This window comes from Bradyrhizobium sp. MI1.10 (assembly GCF_055811035.1).
The window spans coordinates 19,141-42,657 of record NZ_JBVVPN010000030.1 but is presented as its reverse complement, the minus strand read 5'-3'; the positions used below and the strand labels follow the sequence as shown (position 1 = coordinate 42,657).

General features: G+C 63.8%; 24 protein-coding genes. 15 read left to right on the top strand and 9 right to left on the bottom strand.

Annotated elements, in window-relative coordinates:
- Window positions 1-34: 34 nt before the first annotated feature.
- Window positions 35-1,357 (bottom strand): urea ABC transporter substrate-binding protein, encoded by a 1,323-nt coding sequence (gene urtA, locus AC0L3K_RS27575; protein ID WP_007599797.1) that lies wholly within the window; start codon window positions 1,355-1,357, stop codon window positions 35-37.
- A gap of 479 nt (window positions 1,358-1,836) precedes the next feature.
- On the opposite strand from urtA, the gene AC0L3K_RS27570 reads away from it, so the two are divergent.
- The 3 genes from AC0L3K_RS27570 to AC0L3K_RS27560 all read left to right on the top strand — a co-directional run bounded on the left by AC0L3K_RS27570 (window position 1,837) and on the right by AC0L3K_RS27560 (window position 4,207).
- Complete coding sequence (locus AC0L3K_RS27570; protein ID WP_051058446.1) at window positions 1,837-3,417, top strand: DEAD/DEAH box helicase; 1,581 nt, start codon at window positions 1,837-1,839, stop codon at window positions 3,415-3,417.
- Between the two features lie 23 nt (window positions 3,418-3,440).
- Window positions 3,441-3,728, top strand: coding sequence for a translation initiation factor IF-1 (gene infA / locus AC0L3K_RS27565; protein WP_007599789.1), 288 nt, complete (start codon window positions 3,441-3,443; stop codon window positions 3,726-3,728).
- A gap of 266 nt (window positions 3,729-3,994) precedes the next feature.
- The gene (locus tag AC0L3K_RS27560; RefSeq protein WP_007599788.1) at window positions 3,995-4,207 is read left to right on the top strand and encodes a cold-shock protein; all 213 of its coding nucleotides are present in this window, start codon (window positions 3,995-3,997) and stop codon (window positions 4,205-4,207) included.
- A gap of 77 nt (window positions 4,208-4,284) precedes the next feature.
- Here the strand turns inward: AC0L3K_RS27560 and AC0L3K_RS27555 are convergent, their stop codons facing one another.
- From AC0L3K_RS27555 to AC0L3K_RS27540, 4 genes are all read right to left on the bottom strand, one after another.
- Window positions 4,285-4,914 (bottom strand): TadE/TadG family type IV pilus assembly protein, encoded by a 630-nt coding sequence (locus AC0L3K_RS27555; RefSeq protein WP_007599787.1) that lies wholly within the window; start codon window positions 4,912-4,914, stop codon window positions 4,285-4,287.
- Window positions 4,915-4,937: 23 nt separating this feature from the next.
- A complete protein-coding gene (locus AC0L3K_RS27550; RefSeq protein ID WP_473367265.1) occupies window positions 4,938-5,510 on the bottom strand; it encodes a TadE/TadG family type IV pilus assembly protein in 573 nt (190 codons plus the stop codon).
- A gap of 287 nt (window positions 5,511-5,797) precedes the next feature.
- The gene (locus AC0L3K_RS27545; RefSeq protein ID WP_007599785.1) at window positions 5,798-6,295 is read right to left on the bottom strand and encodes a pilus assembly protein N-terminal domain-containing protein; all 498 of its coding nucleotides are present in this window, start codon (window positions 6,293-6,295) and stop codon (window positions 5,798-5,800) included.
- 153 nt (window positions 6,296-6,448) lie between these two features.
- Window positions 6,449-7,276 (bottom strand): sterol desaturase family protein, encoded by an 828-nt coding sequence (locus tag AC0L3K_RS27540; protein WP_219682903.1) that lies wholly within the window; start codon window positions 7,274-7,276, stop codon window positions 6,449-6,451.
- Between the two features lie 261 nt (window positions 7,277-7,537).
- Here AC0L3K_RS27540 and AC0L3K_RS27535 point away from each other — a divergent pair, with 261 nt between their 5' ends.
- The 10 genes from AC0L3K_RS27535 (at window position 7,538) to AC0L3K_RS27490 (ending at window position 16,453) form a co-directional block, all read left to right on the top strand.
- Window positions 7,538-7,702, top strand: coding sequence for a Flp family type IVb pilin (locus AC0L3K_RS27535; RefSeq protein ID WP_007599783.1), 165 nt, complete (start codon window positions 7,538-7,540; stop codon window positions 7,700-7,702).
- A gap of 72 nt (window positions 7,703-7,774) precedes the next feature.
- Entirely contained in the window at window positions 7,775-7,915 is a 141-nt protein-coding gene (locus AC0L3K_RS27530; RefSeq protein WP_198288341.1) for a hypothetical protein, read from the top strand.
- 121 nt (window positions 7,916-8,036) lie between these two features.
- A complete protein-coding gene (locus AC0L3K_RS27525; RefSeq protein ID WP_007599781.1) occupies window positions 8,037-8,561 on the top strand; it encodes an A24 family peptidase in 525 nt (174 codons plus the stop codon).
- Between the two features lie 127 nt (window positions 8,562-8,688).
- A complete protein-coding gene (gene cpaB / locus AC0L3K_RS27520; protein WP_219682905.1) occupies window positions 8,689-9,486 on the top strand; it encodes a Flp pilus assembly protein CpaB in 798 nt (265 codons plus the stop codon).
- Window positions 9,487-9,497: 11 nt separating this feature from the next.
- A complete protein-coding gene (locus tag AC0L3K_RS27515) occupies window positions 9,498-10,973 on the top strand; it encodes a type II and III secretion system protein family protein (protein ID WP_007599778.1) in 1,476 nt (491 codons plus the stop codon).
- Window positions 10,974-10,990: 17 nt separating this feature from the next.
- Window positions 10,991-11,728 (top strand): CpaD family pilus assembly protein, encoded by a 738-nt coding sequence (locus tag AC0L3K_RS27510; protein ID WP_007599776.1) that lies wholly within the window; start codon window positions 10,991-10,993, stop codon window positions 11,726-11,728.
- Window positions 11,725-12,993 (top strand): CpaE/TadZ family protein, encoded by a 1,269-nt coding sequence (locus tag AC0L3K_RS27505; RefSeq protein ID WP_007599774.1) that lies wholly within the window; start codon window positions 11,725-11,727, stop codon window positions 12,991-12,993. Before AC0L3K_RS27510 ends, AC0L3K_RS27505 begins: the two co-directional genes overlap by 4 nt.
- A 21-nt stretch (window positions 12,994-13,014) precedes the next feature.
- The gene (locus AC0L3K_RS27500) at window positions 13,015-14,475 is read left to right on the top strand and encodes a CpaF family protein (protein ID WP_354159461.1); all 1,461 of its coding nucleotides are present in this window, start codon (window positions 13,015-13,017) and stop codon (window positions 14,473-14,475) included.
- 16 nt (window positions 14,476-14,491) lie between these two features.
- The gene (locus tag AC0L3K_RS27495) at window positions 14,492-15,469 is read left to right on the top strand and encodes a type II secretion system F family protein (protein ID WP_473367264.1); all 978 of its coding nucleotides are present in this window, start codon (window positions 14,492-14,494) and stop codon (window positions 15,467-15,469) included.
- Between the two features lie 9 nt (window positions 15,470-15,478).
- Window positions 15,479-16,453, top strand: a complete 975-nt coding sequence (locus AC0L3K_RS27490; protein WP_007599767.1) for a type II secretion system F family protein — start codon at window positions 15,479-15,481, stop codon at window positions 16,451-16,453.
- Between the two features lie 74 nt (window positions 16,454-16,527).
- Here the strand turns inward: AC0L3K_RS27490 and AC0L3K_RS27485 are convergent, their stop codons facing one another.
- The 3 genes from AC0L3K_RS27485 to AC0L3K_RS27475 all read right to left on the bottom strand — a co-directional run bounded on the left by AC0L3K_RS27485 (window position 16,528) and on the right by AC0L3K_RS27475 (window position 19,449).
- Entirely contained in the window at window positions 16,528-17,370 is an 843-nt protein-coding gene (locus AC0L3K_RS27485; protein ID WP_007599765.1) for a tetratricopeptide repeat protein, read from the bottom strand.
- 94 nt (window positions 17,371-17,464) lie between these two features.
- Window positions 17,465-18,979, bottom strand: coding sequence for a metallophosphoesterase family protein (locus AC0L3K_RS27480; protein WP_473367263.1), 1,515 nt, complete (start codon window positions 18,977-18,979; stop codon window positions 17,465-17,467).
- A 266-nt stretch (window positions 18,980-19,245) separates the two neighbouring features.
- Entirely contained in the window at window positions 19,246-19,449 is a 204-nt protein-coding gene (locus AC0L3K_RS27475; protein ID WP_007599763.1) for a hypothetical protein, read from the bottom strand.
- Between the two features lie 200 nt (window positions 19,450-19,649).
- On the opposite strand from AC0L3K_RS27475, the gene AC0L3K_RS27470 reads away from it, so the two are divergent.
- Together AC0L3K_RS27470 and AC0L3K_RS27465 are read left to right on the top strand one after the other, a co-directional pair.
- A complete protein-coding gene (locus tag AC0L3K_RS27470; RefSeq protein ID WP_473255471.1) occupies window positions 19,650-21,023 on the top strand; it encodes a leucyl aminopeptidase family protein in 1,374 nt (457 codons plus the stop codon).
- The gene (locus AC0L3K_RS27465) at window positions 21,016-21,870 is read left to right on the top strand and encodes a C40 family peptidase (protein ID WP_354127156.1); all 855 of its coding nucleotides are present in this window, start codon (window positions 21,016-21,018) and stop codon (window positions 21,868-21,870) included. The genes AC0L3K_RS27470 and AC0L3K_RS27465 overlap by 8 nt, the downstream gene beginning before the upstream one ends.
- Window positions 21,871-21,876: 6 nt before the next feature.
- Here the strand turns inward: AC0L3K_RS27465 and AC0L3K_RS27460 are convergent, their stop codons facing one another.
- Window positions 21,877-23,514 carry an ABC transporter ATP-binding protein gene (locus AC0L3K_RS27460; protein WP_007599757.1) on the bottom strand — a complete coding sequence of 546 codons (1,638 nt, stop codon included), beginning with the start codon at window positions 23,512-23,514 and terminating at the stop codon, window positions 21,877-21,879.
- Window positions 23,515-23,517 lie beyond the last annotated feature (3 nt).

Sequence of the window (23,517 nt, the reverse complement as noted above, 5' to 3'; positions counted from 1 at the left end):
TTCTCCGATCGTGCAATGGAGCGTCAGATCCGGATCAGGAGCCCGAACCGAGGCACTTGTTGGTCTTGGTGTTGAAGTTGCCGCACTTCTTGCCGACCCAGTCGCCGACCAGGTCCTTGGAGCCATCGAGCTCCTTCGACCAGGCGTCGCCTGCGACAAGACCCGGGGTCTTCCACACCACGTCGAACTGGCCGTTGGCTTTGATTTCGCCAATGAACACCGGCTTGGTGATGTGATGGTTCGGGAGCATCTTGGAGGTGCCGCCGGTCAGGTTCTTGGCTTCGATGCCCGGGAGCGCATCGATCACCTTGTCCGGATCGGTCGACTTCACCTTCTCGACCGCCTTGACCCACATGTCGAAGCCGATCACGTGCGCTTCCATCGGATCGTTGGTCACGCGCTTCGGGTTCTTGGTGTAGGTCTGCCACGCCTTGATGAACTTCTCGTTCTCCGGCGATTTGATCGACTGGAAGTAGTTCCAGGCGGCGAGATGGCCGAGCAGCGGCTTGGTGTCGATGCCGGCGAGTTCTTCCTCACCCACCGAGAACGCGACGACCGGGATGTCCTTCGCCTTGATGCCCTGGTTGCCGAGCTCCTTGTAGAAGGGAACGTTGGCGTCGCCGTTGATGGTCGAGACCACCGCGGTCTTCTTGCCGGCCGAGCCGAACTTCTTGATGTCGGCCACGATCGTCTGCCAGTCGGAATGACCGAACGGCGTGTAGTTGATCATGATGTCTTCCTGGGCGACACCCTTGGACTTCAGATAGGCTTCCAGGATCTTGTTGGTGGTGCGGGGATAGACGTAGTCGGTGCCCGCGAGCACCCAGCGCTTCACCTTCTCGTCCTTCATCAGATAGTCGACGGCGGGGATCGCCTGCTGGTTCGGCGCGGCGCCGGTGTAGAACACGTTGCGCTCGCTCTCCTCGCCCTCGTACTGCACGGGGTAGAACAGGATGCTGTTCAGCTCCTTGAACACCGGGAGCACCGACTTGCGCGACACGGAGGTCCAGCAGCCGAACACCACCGAGACCTTGTCCTTGGTGATCAGCTCGCGCGCCTTCTCGGCGAACAGCGGCCAGTTCGAAGCGGGATCGACGACGACGGCTTCGAGCTTCTTGCCGTTGACGCCGCCCTTCTTGTTCTGCTCGTCGATCAGGAAGAGGATGGTGTCCTTCAGCGTGGTTTCGCTGATGGCCATGGTGCCGGAGAGGGAGTGAAGCACGCCGACCTTGATGGTGTCGTCCGCGGCTTTCGCACCAGAAATGGAAGCCAGACCAAGCATCAGTCCGGCGGTCGCGGCGAGAACGCCACGGCGGCTAAATGGCGCCGCTATATCGTGAGTGGATTTGCTATGCATGAGTGTCTCATCTCCCTGACGCAGACGTGAAAAACGCTGCGAAACGGCCCCAACGGCCGCCTGCGATTAACGGATTCGCAAGAACCGTGCCATGGATTAGACACCAACTAAGCCATTGGCTTTGTTGCTAAAATGGACGGAAAACAAAGCCTCGCCATGACCGCGCCGCCTAAACACTGAGCAAATCGAATGGATGCGAATGTGGCAGACGGGCTATTTTTTGAGCAAATTTGCCACTCTGGCTAAATTTCCGGCATAACTATTTCTGCACCGCGATCGCCATTTGGGGTGAGCCTGCCTTGAAAGCGCCGCCTCAATGTTCCATATGGAGGGCGAGGTCTCTTGCGAATCAGAGACCGTTGCGAGCCGCGTGTTCTTAAGCCCTTACGGGCGTCTGGCTTGCCCCATCCCATCAAGCCATCCGACACCCCAAACACGCAGGTGTCCCTCTCGACACCCTTTTGCGCGCGCCGCGCCGAATGCGCCGGGCGCCCGCTTTTGACATGGAAAGAACCCATCTTTTGACTTCGTTTCAGGATTTCGGCCTCGCCGAACCCATCGCTCGTGCTCTCACCGAAGAGAACTACGTCACCCCCACCCCGATCCAGGCCCAGACGATTCCGACCGCGCTGACCGGCCGCGACGTCGTCGGCATCGCCCAGACCGGAACCGGCAAGACCGCGTCCTTCGCGCTGCCGATCCTGCACCGCCTGCTCGAGAATCGCATCAAGCCGCAGCCGAAGACGACCCGCGTCCTGGTGCTGTCGCCGACGCGCGAGCTGTCCGGCCAGATCCTTGACAGCTTCAACGCCTATGGCCGCCACATCCGTTTGTCCTCGACACTCGCCATCGGCGGCGTGCCGATGGGCCGTCAGGTCCGCTCGCTGATGCAGGGCGTCGAGGTGCTGGTCGCCACCCCCGGCCGTTTGCTCGATCTCGTGCAGAGCAACGGACTGAAGCTTGGAAGCGTCGAATTCCTCGTGCTCGACGAGGCCGACCGCATGCTTGACATGGGCTTCATCAACGACATCCGCAAAATCGTCGCCAAGCTGCCGATCAAGCGGCAGACGCTGTTCTTCTCGGCCACCATGCCGAAGGACATCGCCGAGTTGGCCGACGCCATGCTGCGCGACCCCGCCCGCGTCGCGGTGACCCCGGTCTCCTCGACCGTGGAGCGCATCCAGCAGCGCATCATCCAGGTCGACTTCTCCGCGAAGCCGGCCTTACTGGCCAAGCTGCTGAAGGACGAGCCGGTCAACCGAGCCCTGGTCTTCACGCGCACCAAGCACGGCGCCGACAAGGTCGTAAAGACACTCGAGAAGGCGGGAATCCCCGCCAGCGCCATCCACGGTAACAAGTCGCAGAACCATCGCGAACGGACGCTAGCCCAGTTCCGCACCGGTGAAATTCGCACGCTGGTCGCCACCGATATCGCCGCTCGCGGCATCGACGTCGACGGCATCACCCACGTCATCAATTTCGACCTCCCCAACGTGCCCGAGACTTACGTGCACCGCATCGGCCGCACCGCGCGCGCCGGCGCCGAGGGCACCGCGATCTCGCTGGTCGCGGGCGGCGAGGAACTTGCCTATCTCCGCGACATCGAGCGGTTGATCAAAGTGACGCTGCCGCGCGAAGACCACCGCACCGACGCGGGCCGCCGCGATGCGGGTCCTCCCCCGTCCCAGCAACGTCAGGGCCGGCCCAGCCGCCCAGGCCAGCGTCCGCACGGCGCACGGCATGGCGACGGGCGGCGTGCCGACGAAAGGCATGCTGACGGTCGTCACCACAGTGCCGCCAAGCAGGGCGACGGAAGGCCCGGCGAGGGACGTCATGGCGACGCCAGGCGTGCTGACGCACGGCCCGGCAGTGGCCCGAAGGCTTCGAAGACTCCTCGTCGCGACCACACCGGAGGCAAGGCGCATTCTTCGCCAAACGGCCGTCCGGAACAGCGTTCCGCGCATAGCGCCGGGGCGTCTGATGGGATACAAGGCGTTGCCTTTTTGCGCCGCGAGAGTCGGCCGAACGGCCAACCGAACCGCAAACCCCATTCGCACTAGCCGTCCACGACCTGGAGAAATTCATGGCTAAGGAAGAGCTGATCCAGTTCGAAGGACTGGTCACCGAAATCCTCCCCGACGCGCGCTACCGCGTGCAGCTCGACGCCGGACACGAGATCGTCGCCTACACCGCCGGCAAGATGAAGAAGAACCGCATCAAGACTCTGGCGGGCGACCGCGTGACGGTGGAGATGTCGCCCTATGACCTCGAAAAGGGCCGGCTGATTTTCCGCCACAAGGACGAACGTCCGAGCGGGATGGGCGGACCTCCGCGTCCCGGACAGCGCGGCGGCCAGTTCCGCCGCCGCTAGGGGCTCGGCGCGCGAGCGCGAACCTAAGATTCCGACCTGCATGCTGATCCGCCGTGACCATCACGGCGGATCAAAAAATCGTGCACGTCAGCATTGTTTTGGAGCTCTGTTTCCAATAAAATGAACTAATCGATTTTCGGCCGGACGACATTAGCATCCACCGGTACAGCCGGTTCAGACACGCTGACGACCCTTCCAAAAATTCGATCTAACCTGTCCGCGCAAGCGGGCTCTGACATTGTGTTATCTGAGAAGGGACTACCCCCATGAGCATGGGAACCGTGAAGTGGTTTAACGCGACCAAAGGCTTCGGCTTCATCCAGCCCGACGATGGCGGCCAGGACGTGTTCGTCCACATCAGCGCTGTGGAACGTGCGGGCCTCGGCACGCTGCGCGAAGGTCAGAAGATCTCCTACGAGATCGTGGCCGACCGCCGTTCCGGTAAGTCGGCAGCGGACAACCTTCGTTCCGCCGGTTGAGCCTACCGCTTACGGCCCCGATCGGCTCGAGCGAACAAATCAAAAGAAAAGGCCGGGCGCGATGCCCGGCCTTTTTTCTAGTTTAGGGGGCACGGCGACGGTACACCGTCGTAAGGAACGCAGGTGACCTGGCGCGGCCGCGTGTAGGAGACATCGCTCAGCGTGATGCCCGACTTCAGGACGAATTTGACGGAAGGCGTGTAGAGGTAACTCGCCTCACTGTAAATGAGGTAGGTCTTCGCGATCAAGAGCGTCGGCGGAATCATCGAGGTGACCGTGGTATCAGGCGCCAGAGACGGAGGCGCGTCCGTCACCGTGGCCTGCGTCGCGCCGTTCGCAATGGTGGCGGACTTGCTCCATTTAATCGTGGCGACTTTGCTTGAGTCGATATAGATCTGGGCAACCGTACCGTTCACGAGCGTAGCGTCATACGGCATGATCATCGATATGCTTGCCGTGAACGTGTCCTGCATGGCCGGACCGTTGGTCGCGATCGACTGCGACGTCAAGTCGGACAGCGTCCGTGCAATCATCGTAACTTTGCGATCGATCGCCACGGCCGATGAAAATTCGACGGTACCGAAGAACATCACCAGCATCAGCGGCACGATGACCGCGAATTCGGTCGCCGCGATCGCGCGCCTGTCGGCGACGAAGTCGCGGACGGAACTACTGGCATTTTTCCAGATATTTGCAATCGCCTGCATCGGTGGGCTCGGATCCATCTGTCTCAGAAGGGTTCATTCTTGAAGGCCGCAGTCGCAATCAGCAGCCGCTTGTTGCTGCAGCCCATGTTGAAGCCAAGGCCCGTGACGAAGAGCGGCCACTGATAGAACAGCCGCACCACGACGACCTGGTTGGCGGCCCCGGCACTGTACTGCACGCCGGTTGGATTGAAGCTGCAGGAATCGCCATAGTTGGTGAGGCTTAGTGCTCCGAACGAGCTTGTACTCACGACGTCGACGTAGAGCTTGGTGCAATCAAACAGCGCCGGGATCTGATTGCAGACGTAAGCCTTGAACGTCGTTTGCGAGCAGGGTGTGCTCACGCCGGACACCGCGCAGGCTGTTAGCGTGCCGGTTTGCGCCTGCCCGGTCAGCAACACGCGTGCAGAATTCTGCGCGGCACTCTCGAGCACCTGGCTCGCCAAGAACATCAGCGCCGACTCGATGATGGCGAACAGCAATGCGAAAAACATCGGCGCGACGAGCGCGAACTCGACGGCTGCGGAGCCGCGGCGGCTGCCGCGAAACCGGCGCAACATGGCGAGGAGTGTGAATCTCGTAGGTGCAGGCGAAGGCATCAAATTCCCCAGCAGCAGCAGCAATCATCTGCCATGTTCAATAGCGGAAACTGATTGTTTAAGTGTTTCAGGCGATCCGCACCCGGCGGCCCGGGCCGTTAAGGACGGGTTAACCGCAAACGACCCAGGGCACGGAGACGAGGGCATGGGGCGGGGCATGGAGACGAGGACGCGGAGAGAGAAACTCGCGCGCGTGCGTCGGGCGAGGACGATCCTTGCCCCGGCAAACCTGCCAATCAAACTCGCTGGTTGGTCTTACTTGGTTAGTCTTGCTCAGTTCGTCTTGGTCAGTTCGTCTTGGCGCCCGCACCGGCATTGCCGCTGGCCGTGCTGCTCAACGAACCGGCCTGACTCATCGTGTTGTTGAAGTAGGTGTCGCTGTCGCCGAGCGTCACGCGACGCTGGCAAATCGGCATGCAGCTGTAGGACTCGCGGTCGATCCCGCGATAGACGGTGACGAGCCGATCGCTCGGACCTTCGACCTGGATCTGGCGATCGACCAGGATCTCGCCGCCCCGATCGAGCGCGATGAAATTGGTGGCGCCATAGCCCTTTCCGGTCACGACGATCATGCCACCGGGCTGGAGCGTGACGTCGGCGATCATGGGATTGCCGACCACGATGGTCGCCACCTTGCCGGGCAACCGCACCAGCTTGGCCTGGTCGACATTCACGGCAATGGCATCTGCGGTCGGCTCGGCAATGACGACAGCCGGCGATGCCAGCACCGCGGCCGCAACCAGAAGACAGACGCGCGCACGACGGCGCAGCAATTGTTTACGCATACTCTTACCCCCGGGACGTCACAAACCGGCAGAAGCAATCACATAACAGCCGAGCCGGTGCCCGACCCGGCTAACCTGCCCTCAATTCGTGAACGTTCCGCAAATTCGCCGACTATTGTTTGAACGGACTGGCGTTTCGCGGCCCTCGAGAACCTAGCGGCGGAACGGATAGGCAAGCTGCCCTCCGATTTCCTTCGGCATGGTGGCTTCATCCTTGCCGTAATCCTGCGGCAGTTGCCCCTCGGGCATGCGGAAAGTGCCGAACAGCACATCCCAGATCGGGAACGTGCCGGCAAAATTGGTGTCGCCGCCCTCTGCGAGCGAGGTGTGGTGCCAGCGGTGGAACACCGGCGTCGCCAGCACATATTTGAACGGCCCGAAGGTCCAGTTCAGGTTGGCGTGCACGAAGGCCGAATGGAAGGTCGTGAACGGGGCGAGCCAGACCATGGCGTTCGGCGAAATGCCGGCCATCAGCAGCACGACGTCGACCGCGATCGTACCAAGCACGAGATTGACCGGATGGAAGCGGGCCGCAGAAATCCAGCTGATCTCCTCCGAAGAGTGATGGATCGCGTGGTACTTCCAGAACCCGCCGCCGTGGAACAGCCGGTGCAGCCAGTACAGCATGAAATCGGACAGCACCAGGAACAGCATGGCCTGGACCCAGAGCGGCAATAGCGCCAGCGGGCCGTGGCCATTGTCGTAGAAGGCGATGAGCTCGTCGGCATCATGGATGTTGAAGACGAAGCTCGCACCGACGATCAGAAGGCCGATCCGCATGACGCGTGCGAACACCGGAACGACAAACCAGTAGCAGATGTCCGTGACGATCTCCCGCTTGCGCCACCAGGGTGCGCCGGGATTGCAGGCCCAGACATGCTCGAGTACGGTGAAGACCACCGCGAGCGCGAAGGTCGTGGGGATCACCTTCGCGATGGTCTCGCCGAGCATCAGGGCGATTTCCATGGGCAGGCTCGACATCGTCGCCTCTCTTGCGAATTGCTGGTCCTACCTACGCGTACTCCCCTAAATTTAAGGGACGGTGAAGCCGGTGCCGCGCTTGCTGCGCATTCGGAACCGGAACGAATTGCAGATGGCGGCCTTAAGGCGAAATTCACTCTGGCCAGCGGCAAGCGCGTTTGCCCGATCTAATTAACTCTCCCGAAAGAGCTCGGATCTCATGGTCATTGCGTCAAGCACAACGCCGAACGAGGCGATCCCACCCCAGATGGAGTTTTGTTCATGAAGAACCTCATTGCGCGTTTCGCGAAAGATGAATCCGGCGCCACCGCCATCGAATACGGTCTGATCGCCGCCGGCATCGCGCTGGCCATCATCACCGTCGTCAACAATCTCGGCACCACGCTCAACGCCAAGTTCACCTCGATCAGCAGCTCGCTGAAGTAAGCGATCGACGAACGACGGCAAAAGCCCCGGGCCTCCGGGGCTTTGTGTTTCAGACGGCGAGTTCCAGTGGCGTTGAGCAAGTACAGAACCGATGCCGCGGTCGCGGCAAATGCGGCGGAGGCCACGCAGACCGGCTCGCCGGTCTACTGGGTCTGCCTTGCCCTGCTGCTTGCGACCGTCGCGCTCGCCGCACGCATCGCCTCCCTTTGGTGAGCACGCCTTCGGCTGGTTCCACCCCTCGAGCCGCTGCCGCCGTTTTCGGTTTGTTTAGCACTGCCGGCTAGAATCCGGCGACGCCAGCTCCGCGGCGAACCCAGGCCTCAAGACGCAGCCCATGATCCTCGACCTTGCGCGCCTTCTGCTCTTCCCGGCCCTGATGGCGTTTGCCGCCGCAAGCGACCTCTTCACGATGACGATCTCCAACCGCGTATCGCTGGCGCTGGTCGCCGGCTTTTTCGCGCTCGCTCTCGCCGGTGGCATGGCACCTTACGAGATGCTGAGCCATGTCGGCTCAGGCACGCTTGTCCTGGTCGTGGCCTTCACCTGTTTTGCGATGGGTTGGGTCGGCGGCGGCGATGCCAAGGTCGCGGCCTCCGTCGCACTTTGGTTCGGTTTCGCACAGCTGATGAACTTCCTGCTCTACGCCTCGCTGTTCGGCGGGGCGCTGACGCTGCTCCTGCTCCAGTTCCGGCAGTGGCCGCTGCCTTACGGGCTCGCCGGCCAAGCCTGGCTCGCGCGGCTGCACGCCAAGGAGAGCGGCATTCCCTATGGCATCGCGCTCGCACTGAGCGCGCTGATGGTCTACCCGGAGACCGAATGGGTGAAGGCGATCGATCTCGCTCACCTCGCATTGCGCTGAACGCATCGGGTAAACCCGGCGTTAAGGCGATTTAGATACGCCTCATTAACCATGCTTTGACGAATAGCTGGTCAACTGCCGATTACGGCGGCGTCAGCGTCGCGGCGTTTGGTGGAAAGTGAAGCGTATGAATAGGGCACGCATTGTCGTCCTGACGGTCGCCATCTGCGCCGGCGGTGTCGCCGCGTATCTGGCGAGCGGCTCGGACAATTCTGCGCCGCCTCCGGCTCCGGTCGCGCAGCTTCCCACCGTCGACGTCCTGGTCGCCAAGAACGACATCGGCCTCGGCCAGACCGTCAAGCCGGAAGACGTGCAATGGCAGACCTGGCCGTCCGCGACCGCCAGCGCCACCTTCATTCGCCGCAACGAGCGCCCCGAGGGCGTAACCCAGGTCACCGGCTCGATCGCACGATCCCCCTTCATCCAGGGTGAGCCGATCCGCGACCAGAAGCTGGTCAAGGCGGAAGGCTCCGGCTTCATGGCAGCAATCCTGCCCACCGGCATGCGGGCGATCTCGACCGAGATCTCGCCGGAAACCGGCGCAGGCGGCTTCATCCTCCCCAACGACCGCGTCGACGTGCTTCTGACGCGCCGTCTCAAGAACCCGGACCAGAGCAGCGGCGCTCCCGATGTGGTCACGTCCGAGATCATCCTGGCCAATATCCGCGTCCTGGCCATCGACCAGGCGCCGAAGGAGAAGGACGGGCAGAACGCGGTGGTCGGCAAGACCGTCACCCTCGAGCTCAATCCTGCGCAGACTGCGACGCTCTCCTCGGCACGCCAGAGCGGCACGCTGTCGCTGGCGTTGCGCAGCATCGTCGACGTCAAGCTGAGCGAGATCACGCTCGATGATTCCGCGCAGAAGCGCGATGGCGTCTCGATCATTCGGTACGGTATCCCAAGCTCGACGGCGAAGGCACGATGAGGACTGTCGACATGAAATGCAGGGCGAATTTGGCGACGATGCGAACCTCTGTGGTCCGCGCCCTGTCGTTTTCGGCCGCCGTCGCGCTCGCGCTCAACCCGGTGCTGACCCCTGTGGTCGCCGCCGACTATCGCCCTGTGGCGCAGGCTGCGGCCGACGGTCAGATGAACGCGCGATTCCTCTCGCTCGGCATCGGCAAGTCGATCGTGATCGACCTTCCGCGTGACATCAAGGACGTGCTCGTCGCCGATCCCAAGATCGCCAATGCGGTCGTCCGCTCGGCGCAGCGCGCCTACATCATCGGCGCCTCGATCGGCCAGACCAACATCGTGTTCTTCGATTCAGCCGGCCAGCAGATTGCGGCCTATGACATCGCGGTCAAGCGCGACCTCAACGGCGTGCGGGCCGCGCTGAAACAGGTCCTGCCGAATTCAGACATCCAGATCGACGGCCTAGGCGACGGCATCATCCTGACCGGTTCGGCCGCGAATCCAGCCGAAGCCCAGCAGGCCAACGACCTCGCTGCGCGCCTCGCCGGCGGTCCCGAGAAGGTCGTGAACTCGATCGTGGTCCGCGGCCGCGACCAGGTCATGCTCAAGGTGACAGTCGCCGAAGTGCAGCGCAGCATCATCAAGCAGCTCGGAATCGACCTCACCGCCAACCTCAGCTACGGCACCTCGGTCGTCACCTTCAGCAACTCCAATCCGTTCACGGCTCTCGGCCATAACCTCGTCGACAGTAACAACCTGACCACCAAATTCGGCGGGGCGCCGTCGGTGCAGGCCACCCTGCGAGCGATGGAAACCGCGGGCGTGATCCGGACGCTGGCCGAACCGAACCTGACCGCGATCTCCGGTGAATCGGCAACATTCATCGCCGGCGGTGAATTCCCGGTGCCCGCCGGCTACGCGTGCGACCCCACCACGCACGTTTGTACCACCCAAATCAGCTTCAAGAAGTTCGGCATCTCGCTCAACTTCACCCCCGTCGTTCTCACCGAGGGCAAGATCAGCCTGCGGGTGATGACCGAGGTCTCTGAGCTCTCGAACGAGAACGCGATCACGCTGTCCCAAGCCGTGACCTCGACCTCGGTCAACTCGCTTACGGTGCCCTCGATCAAGACCCGCCGCGCAGAAACCTCGCTGGAAATTCCCTCCGGCGGCGCGATGGCGATGGCCGGCCTGATCCAGCAGCAGACCAAGCAGGCGGTCAGCGGACTGCCGGGTCTGATGCAGCTCCCGGTCCTCGGCACGCTGTTCCGCAGCCGCGACTTCGTCAACAACGCGACCGAGCTGGTCGTGATCGTGACGCCCTATATCGTTCGCGCAGTTGCGCAAAAGGATCTGTCGCGGCCGGATGATGGCTTCTCCGCGCCTGCGGATCCGCAGGCCGAACTGCTCGGCAACATCAACCGCATCTACGGCGTGCCCGGCCGGAGCGAACCGGCCAAGAACTACCGTGGCACCTACGGCTTCATCACCGACTGAGGCGGAACGGGGACTTCATGAAGATCACTAGACCACCCCAGATTCGCAGGCGCGCCATCCACCTCGGCGGCGCGCTCGTCGGCATGGCGCTCGCCCTTGGCGGTTGCCAGCACGACGAAGCGGTCACGGCCTCCATTCCCGACGACTACAAGCAGCGCCATCCGATCGCCATCGAGGAGCAGAATCGCTCCATCGTCGTCTTCGTCGGCCATGCCCGCGGCGGCTTGACCGCGGCCCAGCGCGCCGACGTGATGGGCGTCGCTTCGGCCTGGATGCACGAAGGCACCGGCGCGATCCGGATCGACGTGCCGTCCGGCACGCCCAACGCGCGTCCGGTCGCGGACACCATGCGTGAAATCCAGGCGATCCTGTCGGCGGCGGGCGTTCCGCCGCGCGGCGTCAGCGCCCGCTCTTACCAACCGGAAGACAAGCGCTTCCTGCCGCCGATCCGGCTCACCTATTCCAAGATCGCCGCGGTCGCGGGCCCCTGCGGCCTGTGGCCGGAAGACATCGGCCCTTCTATGAAGAACAAGAGCTGGTTCGAGAACAAGGACTATTACAATTACGGCTGCGCCTATCAGCGCAACCTCGCAGCGATGGTCGACAATCCGTCGGATCTCGAGCAGCCGCGGCCCGAAACGCCGTCCTACACGCCGCGGCGGACCGCCGCGTTCGAGAAGTATCGCAAGGGAATGCCGACGGCGGTCGCCTATCCCGAGGCCGACAAGGCCAAACTCAGCGACACCGGCAGATGATCAGCTACGCTCGCCAGCCCCAAGAAGAACAGTCCGAGGCATCGCTCCCGCCGGTCGAGGAGCATATTGCGCCGGCGCCCCGCGTTTCCGTCCAGGCTTTCTGCGAGACCGTGGAAACTGCGGCCGCCGTGCAGTCGGCCGGCGAAGATCGCCGTCTCGGCAAGGCCCATCTGAAGATCCAGATGGGGGGTATGGCGGCTGCGGTCGAAGCCTACCGCTCGGCACCCACGCCGAACGTGATCGTGCTCGAAAGCGACGGCCGCAACGACCTGCTGGGCGGGCTCGACCATCTCGCGACCGTCTGCGACGCCGGCACCCGCGTGGTCGTGATCGGCCGCATCAACGACGTCACGCTCTACCGCGAGCTGGTGCGCCGCGGCGTCAGCGACTACGTGCTCGCGCCGGTCGGCGCGATCGACGTCGTGCGCTCGATCTGCAACCTGTTCTCGGCGCCGGAAGCCAAGGCCGTCGGCCGCATCATCGCGGTGGTTGGCGCCAAGGGCGGCGTCGGCGCGTCAACTATCTCCCACAATGTCGCCTGGGCGATCGCCCGCGATCTCGCGATGGACGCGGTCGTCGCCGACCTCGACCTCGCCTTCGGCACGGCCGGGCTCGACTATAACCAGGATCCGCCGCAGGGCATTGCCGACGCCGTGTTCTCGCCCGATCGCGTCGACACCGCCTTCATCGACCGCCTGCTGTCGAAATGCACCGACCACCTCAGCCTGCTGGCGGCGCCGGCGACGCTCGATCGGGTCTATGATTTCGGCGCCGACGCTTTCGATGCCGTGTTCGACACGCTGCGCTCCACCATGCCCTGCATCGTGCTCGACGTTCCGCACCAATGGTCGGGCTGGACCAAACGCGCCCTGATCGGGGCGGACGACATCCTGATCGTGGCGGCGCCCGACCTCGCCAATTTGCGCAACGCCAAAAACATGTTCGATCTCCTGAAAGCCGCGCGCCCCAACGACCGGCCGCCGCTCTACTGCCTGAACCAGGTCGGCGTGCCGAAACGGCCCGAAATCGCCGCGGCGGAGTTCGCCAAGGCGATCGAGAGCCAGCCCGTCGTCTCGATCCCGTTCGAGCCGCAGATCTTCGGCTCGGCGGCCAATAACGGCCAGATGATCGCGGAAATCTCGGCCAACCATAAGTCGATCGAGATGTTCCTTCAGATCGCCCAGCGCCTGACCGGCCGCAGCGAAACGAAGAAGCAAAAATCGTCCCTGCTTTCACCCCTGATTGACAAGTTGCGGGGAAAATAGGTCGCCGCATGGAGTTTTTAAGTGTTCGGTAAGCGTAGCGGAACAGACGCCGACGCCCGGGCCCCGAAGCCCGGTGCCGTGTCGCCAGAGCCTGCCCAGGCTCCGGCGCCCGCCGTGTCGCGCTTGCCGCAGCCGACAGTCTCGTCGCCGCCGCTTGCCCCGGCGAAGCCTGCGCCGACCATGGAAGCCCGCCGCTCGGACAATTATTACGAGGTCAAGGCGACCATCTTCGGCGCGCTGATCGAAGCCATCGACCTCGCCCAGCTCGCCAAGCTCGATTCGGAGTCCGCGCGCGAGGAAATCCGGGACATCGTCAACGAGATCATCGCGATCAAGAACATCGTGATGTCGATCGCCGAGCAGGAAGAGCTACTCGACGACATCTGCAACGACGTCCTCGGCTACGGTCCGCTGGAGCCGCTGTTGTCGCGCGACGACATCGCCGACATCATGGTCAACGGCGCCGACACCGTCTACATCGAGGTCGCCGGCAAGATCCAACGCACCGGTATCCGCTTCCGCGACAATCAGCAGCTCCTCAACATCTGCCAGCGTATCGTCAGCCAGGTCGGCCGGCGCGTCGACGAATCCTCGCCGATCTGCGACGCGCGCCTGGCCGACGGCTCCCGCGTCAACGCCATCGTGCCCCCGCTGTCGATCGACGGCCCCACGCTGACCATCCGCAAGTTCAAGAAGGACAAGCTGACGCTCGATCAGCTCGTCAAGTTCGGCGCAATCTCGCCGGAAGGCGCGGAAATCCTCCAGATCATCGGCCGCGTCCGCTGCAACGTGCTGATCTCCGGCGGTACCGGCTCGGGCAAGACCACGTTGCTCAACTGCCTGACCAACTACATCGAGCACGACGAGCGCGTCATCACCTGCGAAGACGCCGCCGAACTCCAGCTCCAGCAGCCGCACGTAGTGCGACTGGAAACCCGCCCGCCCAACATCGAGGGCGAAGGCCAGGTCACCATGCGCGAACTGGTGCGCAACTGCTTGCGTATGCGTCCCGAGCGCATCATCGTCGGCGAAGTCCGCGGACCCGAGGCGTTCGACCTGCTCCAGGCCATGAACACCGGCCATGACGGTTCGATGGGCACGCTGCACGCCAACAATCCGCGCGAGGCGCTATCGCGCTGCGAATCCATGATCACGATGGGCGGCTTCTCCCTGCCTTCACGCACCATCCGCGAGATGATCTGCGCCTCGATCGACGTCATCGTCCAGGCAGCGCGGCTGCGCGACGGTTCGCGCCGCATTACCCACATCACCGAAGTGATGGGCATGGAAGGCGACACCATCATCACCCAGGACGTCTTCCTCTACGACATGGTCGGCGAGGACGCCAACGGCAAGATCATCGGCCGGCACCGGTCGACCGGAATCGGCCGCCCGAAATTCTGGGAACGCGCCCGCTATTACGGCGAAGAGAAGCGCCTTGCCGCGGCGCTCGACGCCGCGGAAGTGGCGCCGCCGACGTGAGCAGGTCAGCACAGCCATGAACATGCAAGTCCTTGCCCTCGCCTTCCTTGCCACCGCGACCGTCGGCGGCCTCGCCTGGGTCTTCCTTTATCCGATGCTGTCCGGGGAACGGAAGGCCGAGAGCCGCCGCGCCTCGATCTCGCGGGCCGAGGCGCCCACGGCCCGCGCGGCCGAGAAGACGCAGCGCTCGCGCCGCGAGCAGGTCGAAACCTCGCTCAAGGATCTCGAGGCGCGGCGCCAGCAGGAGAAGAGCGTATCGCTCAGTGTACGCCTGTCGCAGGCCGGCCTCGACTGGACGCCGCAGAAATTCTGGGTCGCATCCGCCGTCGTGGCGGGCGTGCTGTTCGCAGTCGCCTTGTTCATCGGCGGCAGCCTGCTCGGTGCCGCCGGCTTCGCTTTTGCCGGCGGGCTCGGTCTGCCCCGCTGGGCGCTCGGCTTCCTGAAGAAGCGCCGTGAAAACAAGTTCCTGGCCGCCTTACCCGATGCCGTCGACGTGATCGTCCGCGGCATCAAGGCGGGCCTGCCGCTGTTCGAATCGATCAAGGTGGTCGCCGCCGACGCGCCAGAGCCGCTACGCTCCGAGTTTCTGTCCATCATCGAGACGCAGGCGATCGGCATGCCGCTCGGCGAGGCCTGCACGCGACTCTACGATCGCATGCCGCTGCCCGAGGCCAATTTCTTCGGCATCGTCATCTCGATCCAGCAGAAATCGGGCGGCAACCTCTCCGAAGCGCTCGGCAACCTCTCCAAGGTGCTACGCGACCGCAAGAAGATGAAAGAGAAGATCCAGGCGATGTCGATGGAAGCCAAGGCCTCGGCCGGCATCATCGGCTCGCTGCCGCCGATCGTGATGTTTCTCGTCTACCTCACGACGCCGGGATACATCTCGATGCTTTGGACTCATCCCACCGGCCAGCTCATGCTGGTCGGCTGCGTCGTCTGGATGTCGATCGGCATCATGGTGATGAAGAAGATGATCAATTTCGACTTCTGATGGTGCCTTATGGTAGAGTTCCTCGTTGCGAAACTTCACGACGTTCACTTCATGACGATGCTGCTGGCGGCCATCGCCGCCAGCGCCACCGTCTATACGCTGGTGATGCCGCTGTTCGCCGGCGAGGGCCTTTCCAAGCGCATGAAGGCGGTTGCGAACGAACGTGAGCGCATCCGGCAGCGCGAGCGCGAGCGCCTCCACAAGAGTGAAAAAGTCTCGCTGCGACAGACGCCGAAGCAGCTCGTCTCGAAGGTCGTCGATGACTTCAACCTGACCAAATGGCTCGCGCAGGAAGCTGCGCGGGACAAGCTCATCATGGCGGGCTATCGAGGCCAGGCGCCCTACATCACCTTCCTGTTCGCCCGCCTGGTTGCCCCGATCGTGCTATTCGTCGGTTCGGTCATCTACGTGTTCCTGATCGCGCACATGCAGCAGTCGTTGCCGATCAAGATCGGCATCTGCGTCGGTGCGGCCTATCTCGGACTTCAGGCGCCAATGCTGTTCCTCAGGAACGCGATCTCCAAGCGCCAGCTCTCGATCAAGCGCGCCTTTCCCGATGCGCTCGACCTGCTCCTGATCTGCATCGAATCCGGCATGTCGGTCGAGATGGCGTTCCGGAAGGTCGCGGTCGAAATCGTGAGCCAGTCGATCGCGCTGTCCGAGGAGTTCACCCTGACCACGGCCGAGCTGTCATATCTGCAGGATCGCAAGGTCGCCTACGAGAACCTCGCGCGGCGCACCGGGCTCGAGGGCGTCAAGTCGGTATGTCTCGCGCTCCAGCAGGCCGAGCGTTACGGCACCCCGCTCGGTCAATCCTTGCGGGTGATGGCGCAGGAAAATCGCGACATGCGCATGAACGAAGCGGAGAAAAAGGCCGCAGCACTGCCGCCGAAGCTGACGGTACCGATGATCCTGTTCTTCCTGCCGGTGCTGTTCGTCGTCATCCTCGGGCCGACGGGGATCAAGGTCACCGAGATGCAATGACGTTAGACGCGGACCGCGCACGGTCCGCGGGCGCCTTCAAGATTGGAAGATCAAGACTCGAAGATCACGTCTGATCAGTCGGGCTGGCCGAGCGAGGCGACCGGAATCCGCTTCGGCGCACCCCGCCGGACGTCGTTGCGGGTCAGCATTTCCTTGAGATAGGCGACGTTGGCCACAGCCTGGTCCGGCGGCAGGTCCGCTTTCACGATGGTCTCGGCTTCGGCGAAGCGGCCCTGGAGACCGACGACCAGACCGAGATTCTGCCGCACCCGCGCGTTTGCGCGCGGCGAGGCATAGGCTTGCCGCAGGGCGTCTTCGGCCTTCGGCAGGTCTCTCGACAACATATAGGACAGGCCGAGATTGGAGAGCACACCGGGATCGCCAGGCGCGATCTTGAGCGCGCTCGCATAATAGGAGCGCGCTTCCTCGTGACGGCCCATCTGATCGAGCGCCGTCCCCTGTACCGAGAGCAGGCGCCAATCCGGGTTATCGGGCGAATGCGCCTTCGACAACACGTCGAAGGCTTGCTGGAAATTGCCGTTGTCGGAGAGCGCGCGGCCGTATTGGGCCATCAGCGCCTTGTTGCCGGGATTGGCGATGGTCGCCTGCTCGAGCACGGCGGCGGCCTGGGCGTGCTGGCCGTTGGCGCGCAAGGCCTGACCGTAGGCGAGCGCCGCATCGGCGTCTTTGGGATTGGCACGATAGCGCTCGCCATAGACTTCGGCAGCACGCGCGGGATCGGTGGGAGCGGCTTCCGCTCGCGGCCCGACCGAGCCCGTGACGTCGGAGAGTTTCGACATCGCCGTGCAGCCGCCGAGGCCCATGGCCACCGCCGCGACCAGCGAGGTGGACGCGAAAAGCCGGGCAAGACTGAGCCGTCCAAGACTGAACCGTTCAAGACCGAACCGTTGACGCATGACGCTTTGACTCTCGAGCCGATTGATCGAGCCGAACGCGCCAGCAATAGACTGTTAACCCTAACGGCCGGTTAATTCCCCGGACCCGCGTCCCTCACTGCGGCGCCGGCGGCGGGACCTTGCCGCCGAGACCCGGATCGAGACCGAGCGCCTTTGCCTGCTCGTTCAGGTCTCGCAGCAATTGCAATCGTTGCCGCGTCTCGATCTCGAGATCGATACCCGGGCGCGCCACCCTCGGCAATTCGCGCCGAAGGTCGTCACGATTGACCAGACGCCTCGCGCGGAGCTCGTCGAGCTGAAAATCGTCGATGCCGAGCACATTTGCAGATTGTTCGATCAACCGACGCAGCAGCGATGTCACCGTAGCCGCGGCGTCGACCTCATGCTTGCGTGCGGATCTCGATAACTTGCTTTCGAGATCTGCCCAGACGTGGGAGGTGACGAGATAGACGTGGAGCAAATCGGCCCAATCCGCCTCGCCATCGGCATAGAAGGCGCGGCGCAGCAGGAGCCGGCGGGCGAATGCCGCGACCTGATCCCGTTTCAGCGTCGTGCATGCGTCGATCTCGATGCCCGACTGGACGGCCGGATCTCGGGAAAAATCCCGCCCGGCCGGCAGCCCGACGACGCCGTGCGGCAGGTTGGAATCGAGGAGCCTGAAGACACCATCCTTGCGCGGACGTGAGTAGCGGGCGATCGCGAAGCGATACTCGGTGCGGCCGCCATGGGACATCGGATGGGACATCGGGCCGAAATGGATGACGTTGAAGCCGGCGTCGTCACCGGCCTGCCCGGTCGATGACGGACAGGACAAGACGTAGATCGTGCGCCAGAATGCTTCATCGCTCTCGCTCGACATGGCGCGCGGATCGGGAATCGAATAGCGCGTCAACCCTTCGACATGCCGGTGTCCGTGCAGAACCAGATCGACGTTGAGCGATGTCGCCGCTTCGAGGAAGGTCGCGGGCGCGGCGAGATACATCAGCGGTTCGTCGGGCACGCCGAGAAACCGCTTTCCTTCTCCGGTCGCCTGCGGCAGTGGATGATGGTGCAGCGCCAGCACGCGCACGAGGTTTTCCACCGGCTCGGCATAATCGGCGCGGCCGCCCGAGCCGAGGCTGCCCGCGAGCTCGACGCTCAGCCGCGCGGAATCCGAAACCATGGCGTTATAGGCGCTCTGGTCGACGTTGCCGCTCGCGAGCGTCGTGAGGCTCGCGCGGTTGGAATCCAGCAGCACCAGATCGAGGCCGGCCTGACGGTAGTAGACGCTCTTCGAGGTCCGCGGCAAATGCAGGTAATCATAGACGTCGTAGCGGCCTGCACGCTGGCTCGAGCGCTTGACGTCGTGATTGCCGGCGATTGCCTGGATGTCGGTGAACAGCCCGGTCTGTCGGAAGGACGCGATGACTGCGAGCGCTTCGTCGAGCGCAGGCGGCGTCGGGTCGTCCACGATATCGCCGGTGATCAGCAGGATGCGATCGGGAATGTCCGCGAAGTCCGCCATCCTCTCGCGAATTGCGGCATTGAGCGTCTCGATCGTCGCAAGCAGTCGACCAGACCCGTCCAGATGCAGGTCGGAAATCTGTACGATGACGAACGATCTATCCATTTTGCGTCGCTCATTTGCGAATGTCGCGCCGCGCAAACGATGAGAGAAATGCCTTCGACGATCAGATTCAGGCCGGTTTCAACCCAGGCCGTGATGAGCCAGGTAGCAATGACTTTCGCCACGTGCAGAACCCGCACGACACAATCTAAAATATTGGCCAATAATGCCACAACCGCAGCGCTAGTAAAGCCCCGCGGCCGCTCGCGCGAACCGCGGATCTTGGCATGAGATACGGGGCCCGCCCGATGATGGTTTCGCACACTTGATCAATATTCGATGGCGAGCCGCTTGCGGATTTCGTCAATGCGCTTGTCCAGTGCATCGAACCGCGCGTGAACGGAGCGGTCGTGGAGATAGAAGGCGTAACCGCCGGCAAGGAACGCGAATATCCAATGATGATGCTCGACATAGCCAAAAATCGCCTCGACCGCCTGGCCGATGAATGTGACCACGCTCCACACAAATTCCATTGCATTTCCTCCCGGCCGGCTTTGTCGTCGGCCGCCGGAGATCTCCGCACCCGACGGCCGTTGCCGGAACCTAGCATGGCCCCCTTGCTGCGAGTAGCGGATCGCTGAACGGTGGCAGCAAAGCTGATTGCGGCGGCGGCAAAACTCTGCGAAATCTCGTCCGTTCGTATGACCCGCTCGATCTGGATCCGGACCCGCCAATGCCTTCTGTCTTCGAGACGTCGCCTACCGCCATCCCGATCACCTTCGTCACCAAGTCGAGCTGGGATCAGGTCGCCGAGGGGCTACCGGCGGCGCAACGCCAGTTCGCCATTGCGAGCGCCTTTACCGCAAAGCCGGGCGGTTATCTCGCGCTGCCCGCGCTCGATGGCGCGATCGCGCAAGTGCTGTTCGGGCTCGAGGACGAAGGTGCAAGATCGCGCGACCTGTTCCGACCGGGCGCCCTGCCCGGCCTGCTGCCGCCGGGCATCTATCGCTTCGCCAATGCACCGCACGATGCACGGCTCGCCGCACTCGCCTTCGCGCTCGGCAGCTACCGCTTCGCCCGGTACCGCAAGGCGGATCGCCCCGAGGTCCGCCTCGTGCCGCCCGACGGCGTCGACGCGACCGAGATCAACCGCATGGCGGACGCCGCAACACTGGCGCGCGACCTCATCAACACGCCGGCCAATGACATGGGGCCGGAGGAGCTGGCCGCGGCCGCGCAGGATCTCGCCGCCGAATTCGGCGCAAGCTTTGCCTGCACCATCGGTGATGACCTGAAGGCGAATTTTCCGCTGATCCACGCTGTCGGCATGGCATCTAGCCGCGCTCCGCGGCTGATCGACATCGGCTGGGGCGACCCGGCGCATCCCAAGGTGACGCTGGTCGGCAAGGGCGTCTGCTTCGACACCGGCGGGCTCGACCTAAAGCCTTCGAGCGGCATGCTGATCATGAAGAAGGACATGGGCGGCGCCGCCAACGTGCTGGCGCTGGCGCGCATGGTGATGGATGCGAAGCTGAAGGTGCGACTGCGCGTGCTGATTCCGGCCGTGGAGAACGCGGTCGCGGGCAATGCCTTCCGCCCGCTCGACATCTTCACCTCGCGCAAGGGCATCACCGTCGAGATCGGCAATACGGACGCGGAGGGACGGCTGGTGCTCGCCGACGCGCTGGCGCTGGCGGACGAGGAAAAGCCGGACCTGCTGATCGATCTCGGCACGTTGACGGGAGCGGCACGCGTCGCGCTGGGGCCGGATTTGCCGCCCTTTTACACCAATGATGAGGCGCTGGCCGCCGACGTCGCACGATGCGCGGCGAGGGAGAACGATCCGTTGTGGCGCATGCCACTGTGGCCGCCTTACGATGCGTGGCTGGACTCCAAGACGGCCACCATCACCAACGCACCGTCAGGCGGCTTTGCCGGCTCGATCATCTGCGCGCTGTTCCTGCAACGCTTCGTCGAACAGGCCAAGAGCTGGCTGCATGTCGACATCTACGGCTGGACGCCGTCGGCGAAGCCCGCACGCCCCGAGGGCGGCGAGTGCCAGGCCGCGCGCGCGATCTACACATTGTTGAGCGAGCGCTATGCGTGATCCGGGACGAGATCCAAGGCTGACACCGTCGCGAGGCGACCTCGCCGCGAAGTATCTCGAAGGCACGGTGCAGGCGGATCGCTTCGTCACGGGCGAGGAATTCGAGATGATCGAGGCGATCGCGCCCGTGCGCGAGCAGCCGTCGCCGAACGCGATGCTGATGACGCAAGCGTTGCGCGGCGAGCGCGTCACGGTCTACGATCGCAACAGCGAAGGCTGGGCATGGGGTCAGCTTTCGGGTGACGGCTATGTCGGCTGGCTGCCGGACGCAGCGCTCATGAAGCCTGCGGCCGCGCCGACCCACATAGTCAGGGCTTTACGAACCTTTGCCTTCCCCGGCCCCTCGATCAAGCTGCCGCCGGCGGACACGCTGGTGATGGGATCGAAGATCGCGGTTGCACGCGAGGACGGCAGCTTCGCCGTGACGGGCGACCGCCAATATCTGCCCAAGGCCCATCTCGCCCCGCTTGGCCATCGCGAGCCGGATTTCGTCGCAGTCGCCGAGCGTTTCGTCGGCACGCCCTATCTCTGGGGTGGCAAGAGCAGCCTCGGCGTCGATTGCTCCGGCCTCGTCCAGATCTCGCTGACATCAGCGGGCATCGGCTGCCCGCGCGACAGCGACATGCAGCAGGCCGGCCTCGGCCGCGCGCTGGAGCCGCATGAGCGGAGCAGCTTGCTGCGCGGCGATCTCATTTTCTGGAAGGGTCATGTCGCCATCGTCCGCGACGCCGACACTATGGTCCACGCCAATGCGCATCACATGGCAACGGCGATCGAGCCGATCGAGCCGGCCATCGCAAGGATCAAGCAAGCCGGCAGCGAGGTCACCGCGATCAAGCGGCTCTGACGGACGCTAAGTCGCCGCAGACCCATTCCCCGCCGTCTCCAGCCGGAACGCCGCCGCAAACAGCGCGCGCGTGTAATCCGTCTTCGGGTTCTTGAAGAGCTCGGCGGCCTGGCCTTCCTCGACCACCTTGCCGCCGCGCATCACGATCAGATGGCTGGCGAGCGAGGCGACGACGCGCAGATCGTGCGAGATGAACATGTAGGTGAGATCGCGCCGGCGCTGCAATTCACGTAGCAGATCGACCATTTGCGCCTGAATCAGCATGTCGAGCGCACTGGTCGGCTCGTCCAGCACGACGAAATCCGGCTCCAGCACCACCGCCCGGGCGATGCTGATGCGCTGGCGCTGGCCGCCGGAGAATTCATGCGGATAACGGTGGCGGGTATCCGGCTTCAGTCCGACGTCCTCGAGCGCCTTGACGACGCGCTCCTCACGCTCGCCGCGCGAGAGCTGCGGCTGATGCACGGTGAGGCCCTCGGCGACGATGTCGGCGACCGACATGCGCGGGCTGAGCGAGCCGAACGGATCCTGGAACACGATCTGCATGTCGCGCCGGAACGGCCGCATCTCCTTGAAGCGCAGGCCCTGGATATCCTTTCCCAGGAACACAATGCGTCCGTTCGACGAGATCAGCCGCAGCAATGCGAGCCCCAGCGTGGTCTTGCCCGAGCCGGACTCGCCGACGACGCCAAGCGTCTCGCCCTTGCGCACGGCGATGCTGACACCGTCGACCGCCTTGATGTGACCGACCGTCTTGCGCATCAACCCGCGTTTGATCGGAAACCAGACTTTCAGGTCGTCGGCCGACATCACCACCGGCGCATCCGGCTGCGGCGGCGCCGGATCCGGCTTCGGCTCCGCGGCAAGCAGGTCGCGCGTGTAAGGATGCTTCGGGGTCTTGAACACTTGCTCGACCGGCCCCTGCTCGACGATCTCGCCGCCCTTCATGACGCAGACCTGGTCGGCGATGCGGCGCACGATGCCGAGATCGTGGGTGATGAAGAGCAGGCTCATGCCGAGGCGACTGCGGATCTCCGCGAGCAGCGTCAGGATCTGCGCCTGCACGGTGACGTCGAGCGCCGTGGTCGGCTCGTCCGCGATCAAGAGGTCAGGCTCGTTGGCGAGCGCCATCGCGATCATCACGCGCTGACGCTGGCCGCCGGAGAGCTGGTGTGGATAGCTCTTCAGCCGCGTTTCAGGCTCGGGAATGCCGACCTGCGTCAGCAATTCCAGCGTCCGCCTGCGCGCCTCGGCATTGCTGGTCGGATTGTGCAGCTGGATGATCTCGCCGATCTGCGCCTCGATCGTGTGCAGTGGGTTGAGCGAGGTCATCGGCTCCTGGAAGATGATGGAGATGTCGCTGCCGCGAATCTCCCGCATCTCCTGCTCCGACCGGTCGATCAGTTCCTGGCCCTTGAAGTGGATGCTGCCCGAAGGATGCGAGGCGTTCGGATAGGGCAAGAGCTTGAGGATCGAGAGCGCGCTGACCGACTTGCCGGAGCCGGACTCGCCGACCAGCGCCACGCACTCGCCGCGCCTGATCTGGAACGAGATCTTGTCGACCGCGAGCGTGGTGACGCCGCCCTGGTGGAAGGCCACCGAGAGCTCGCGCACGCTGAGCAGGGGCTGGTTGATCGCGTCCATTGG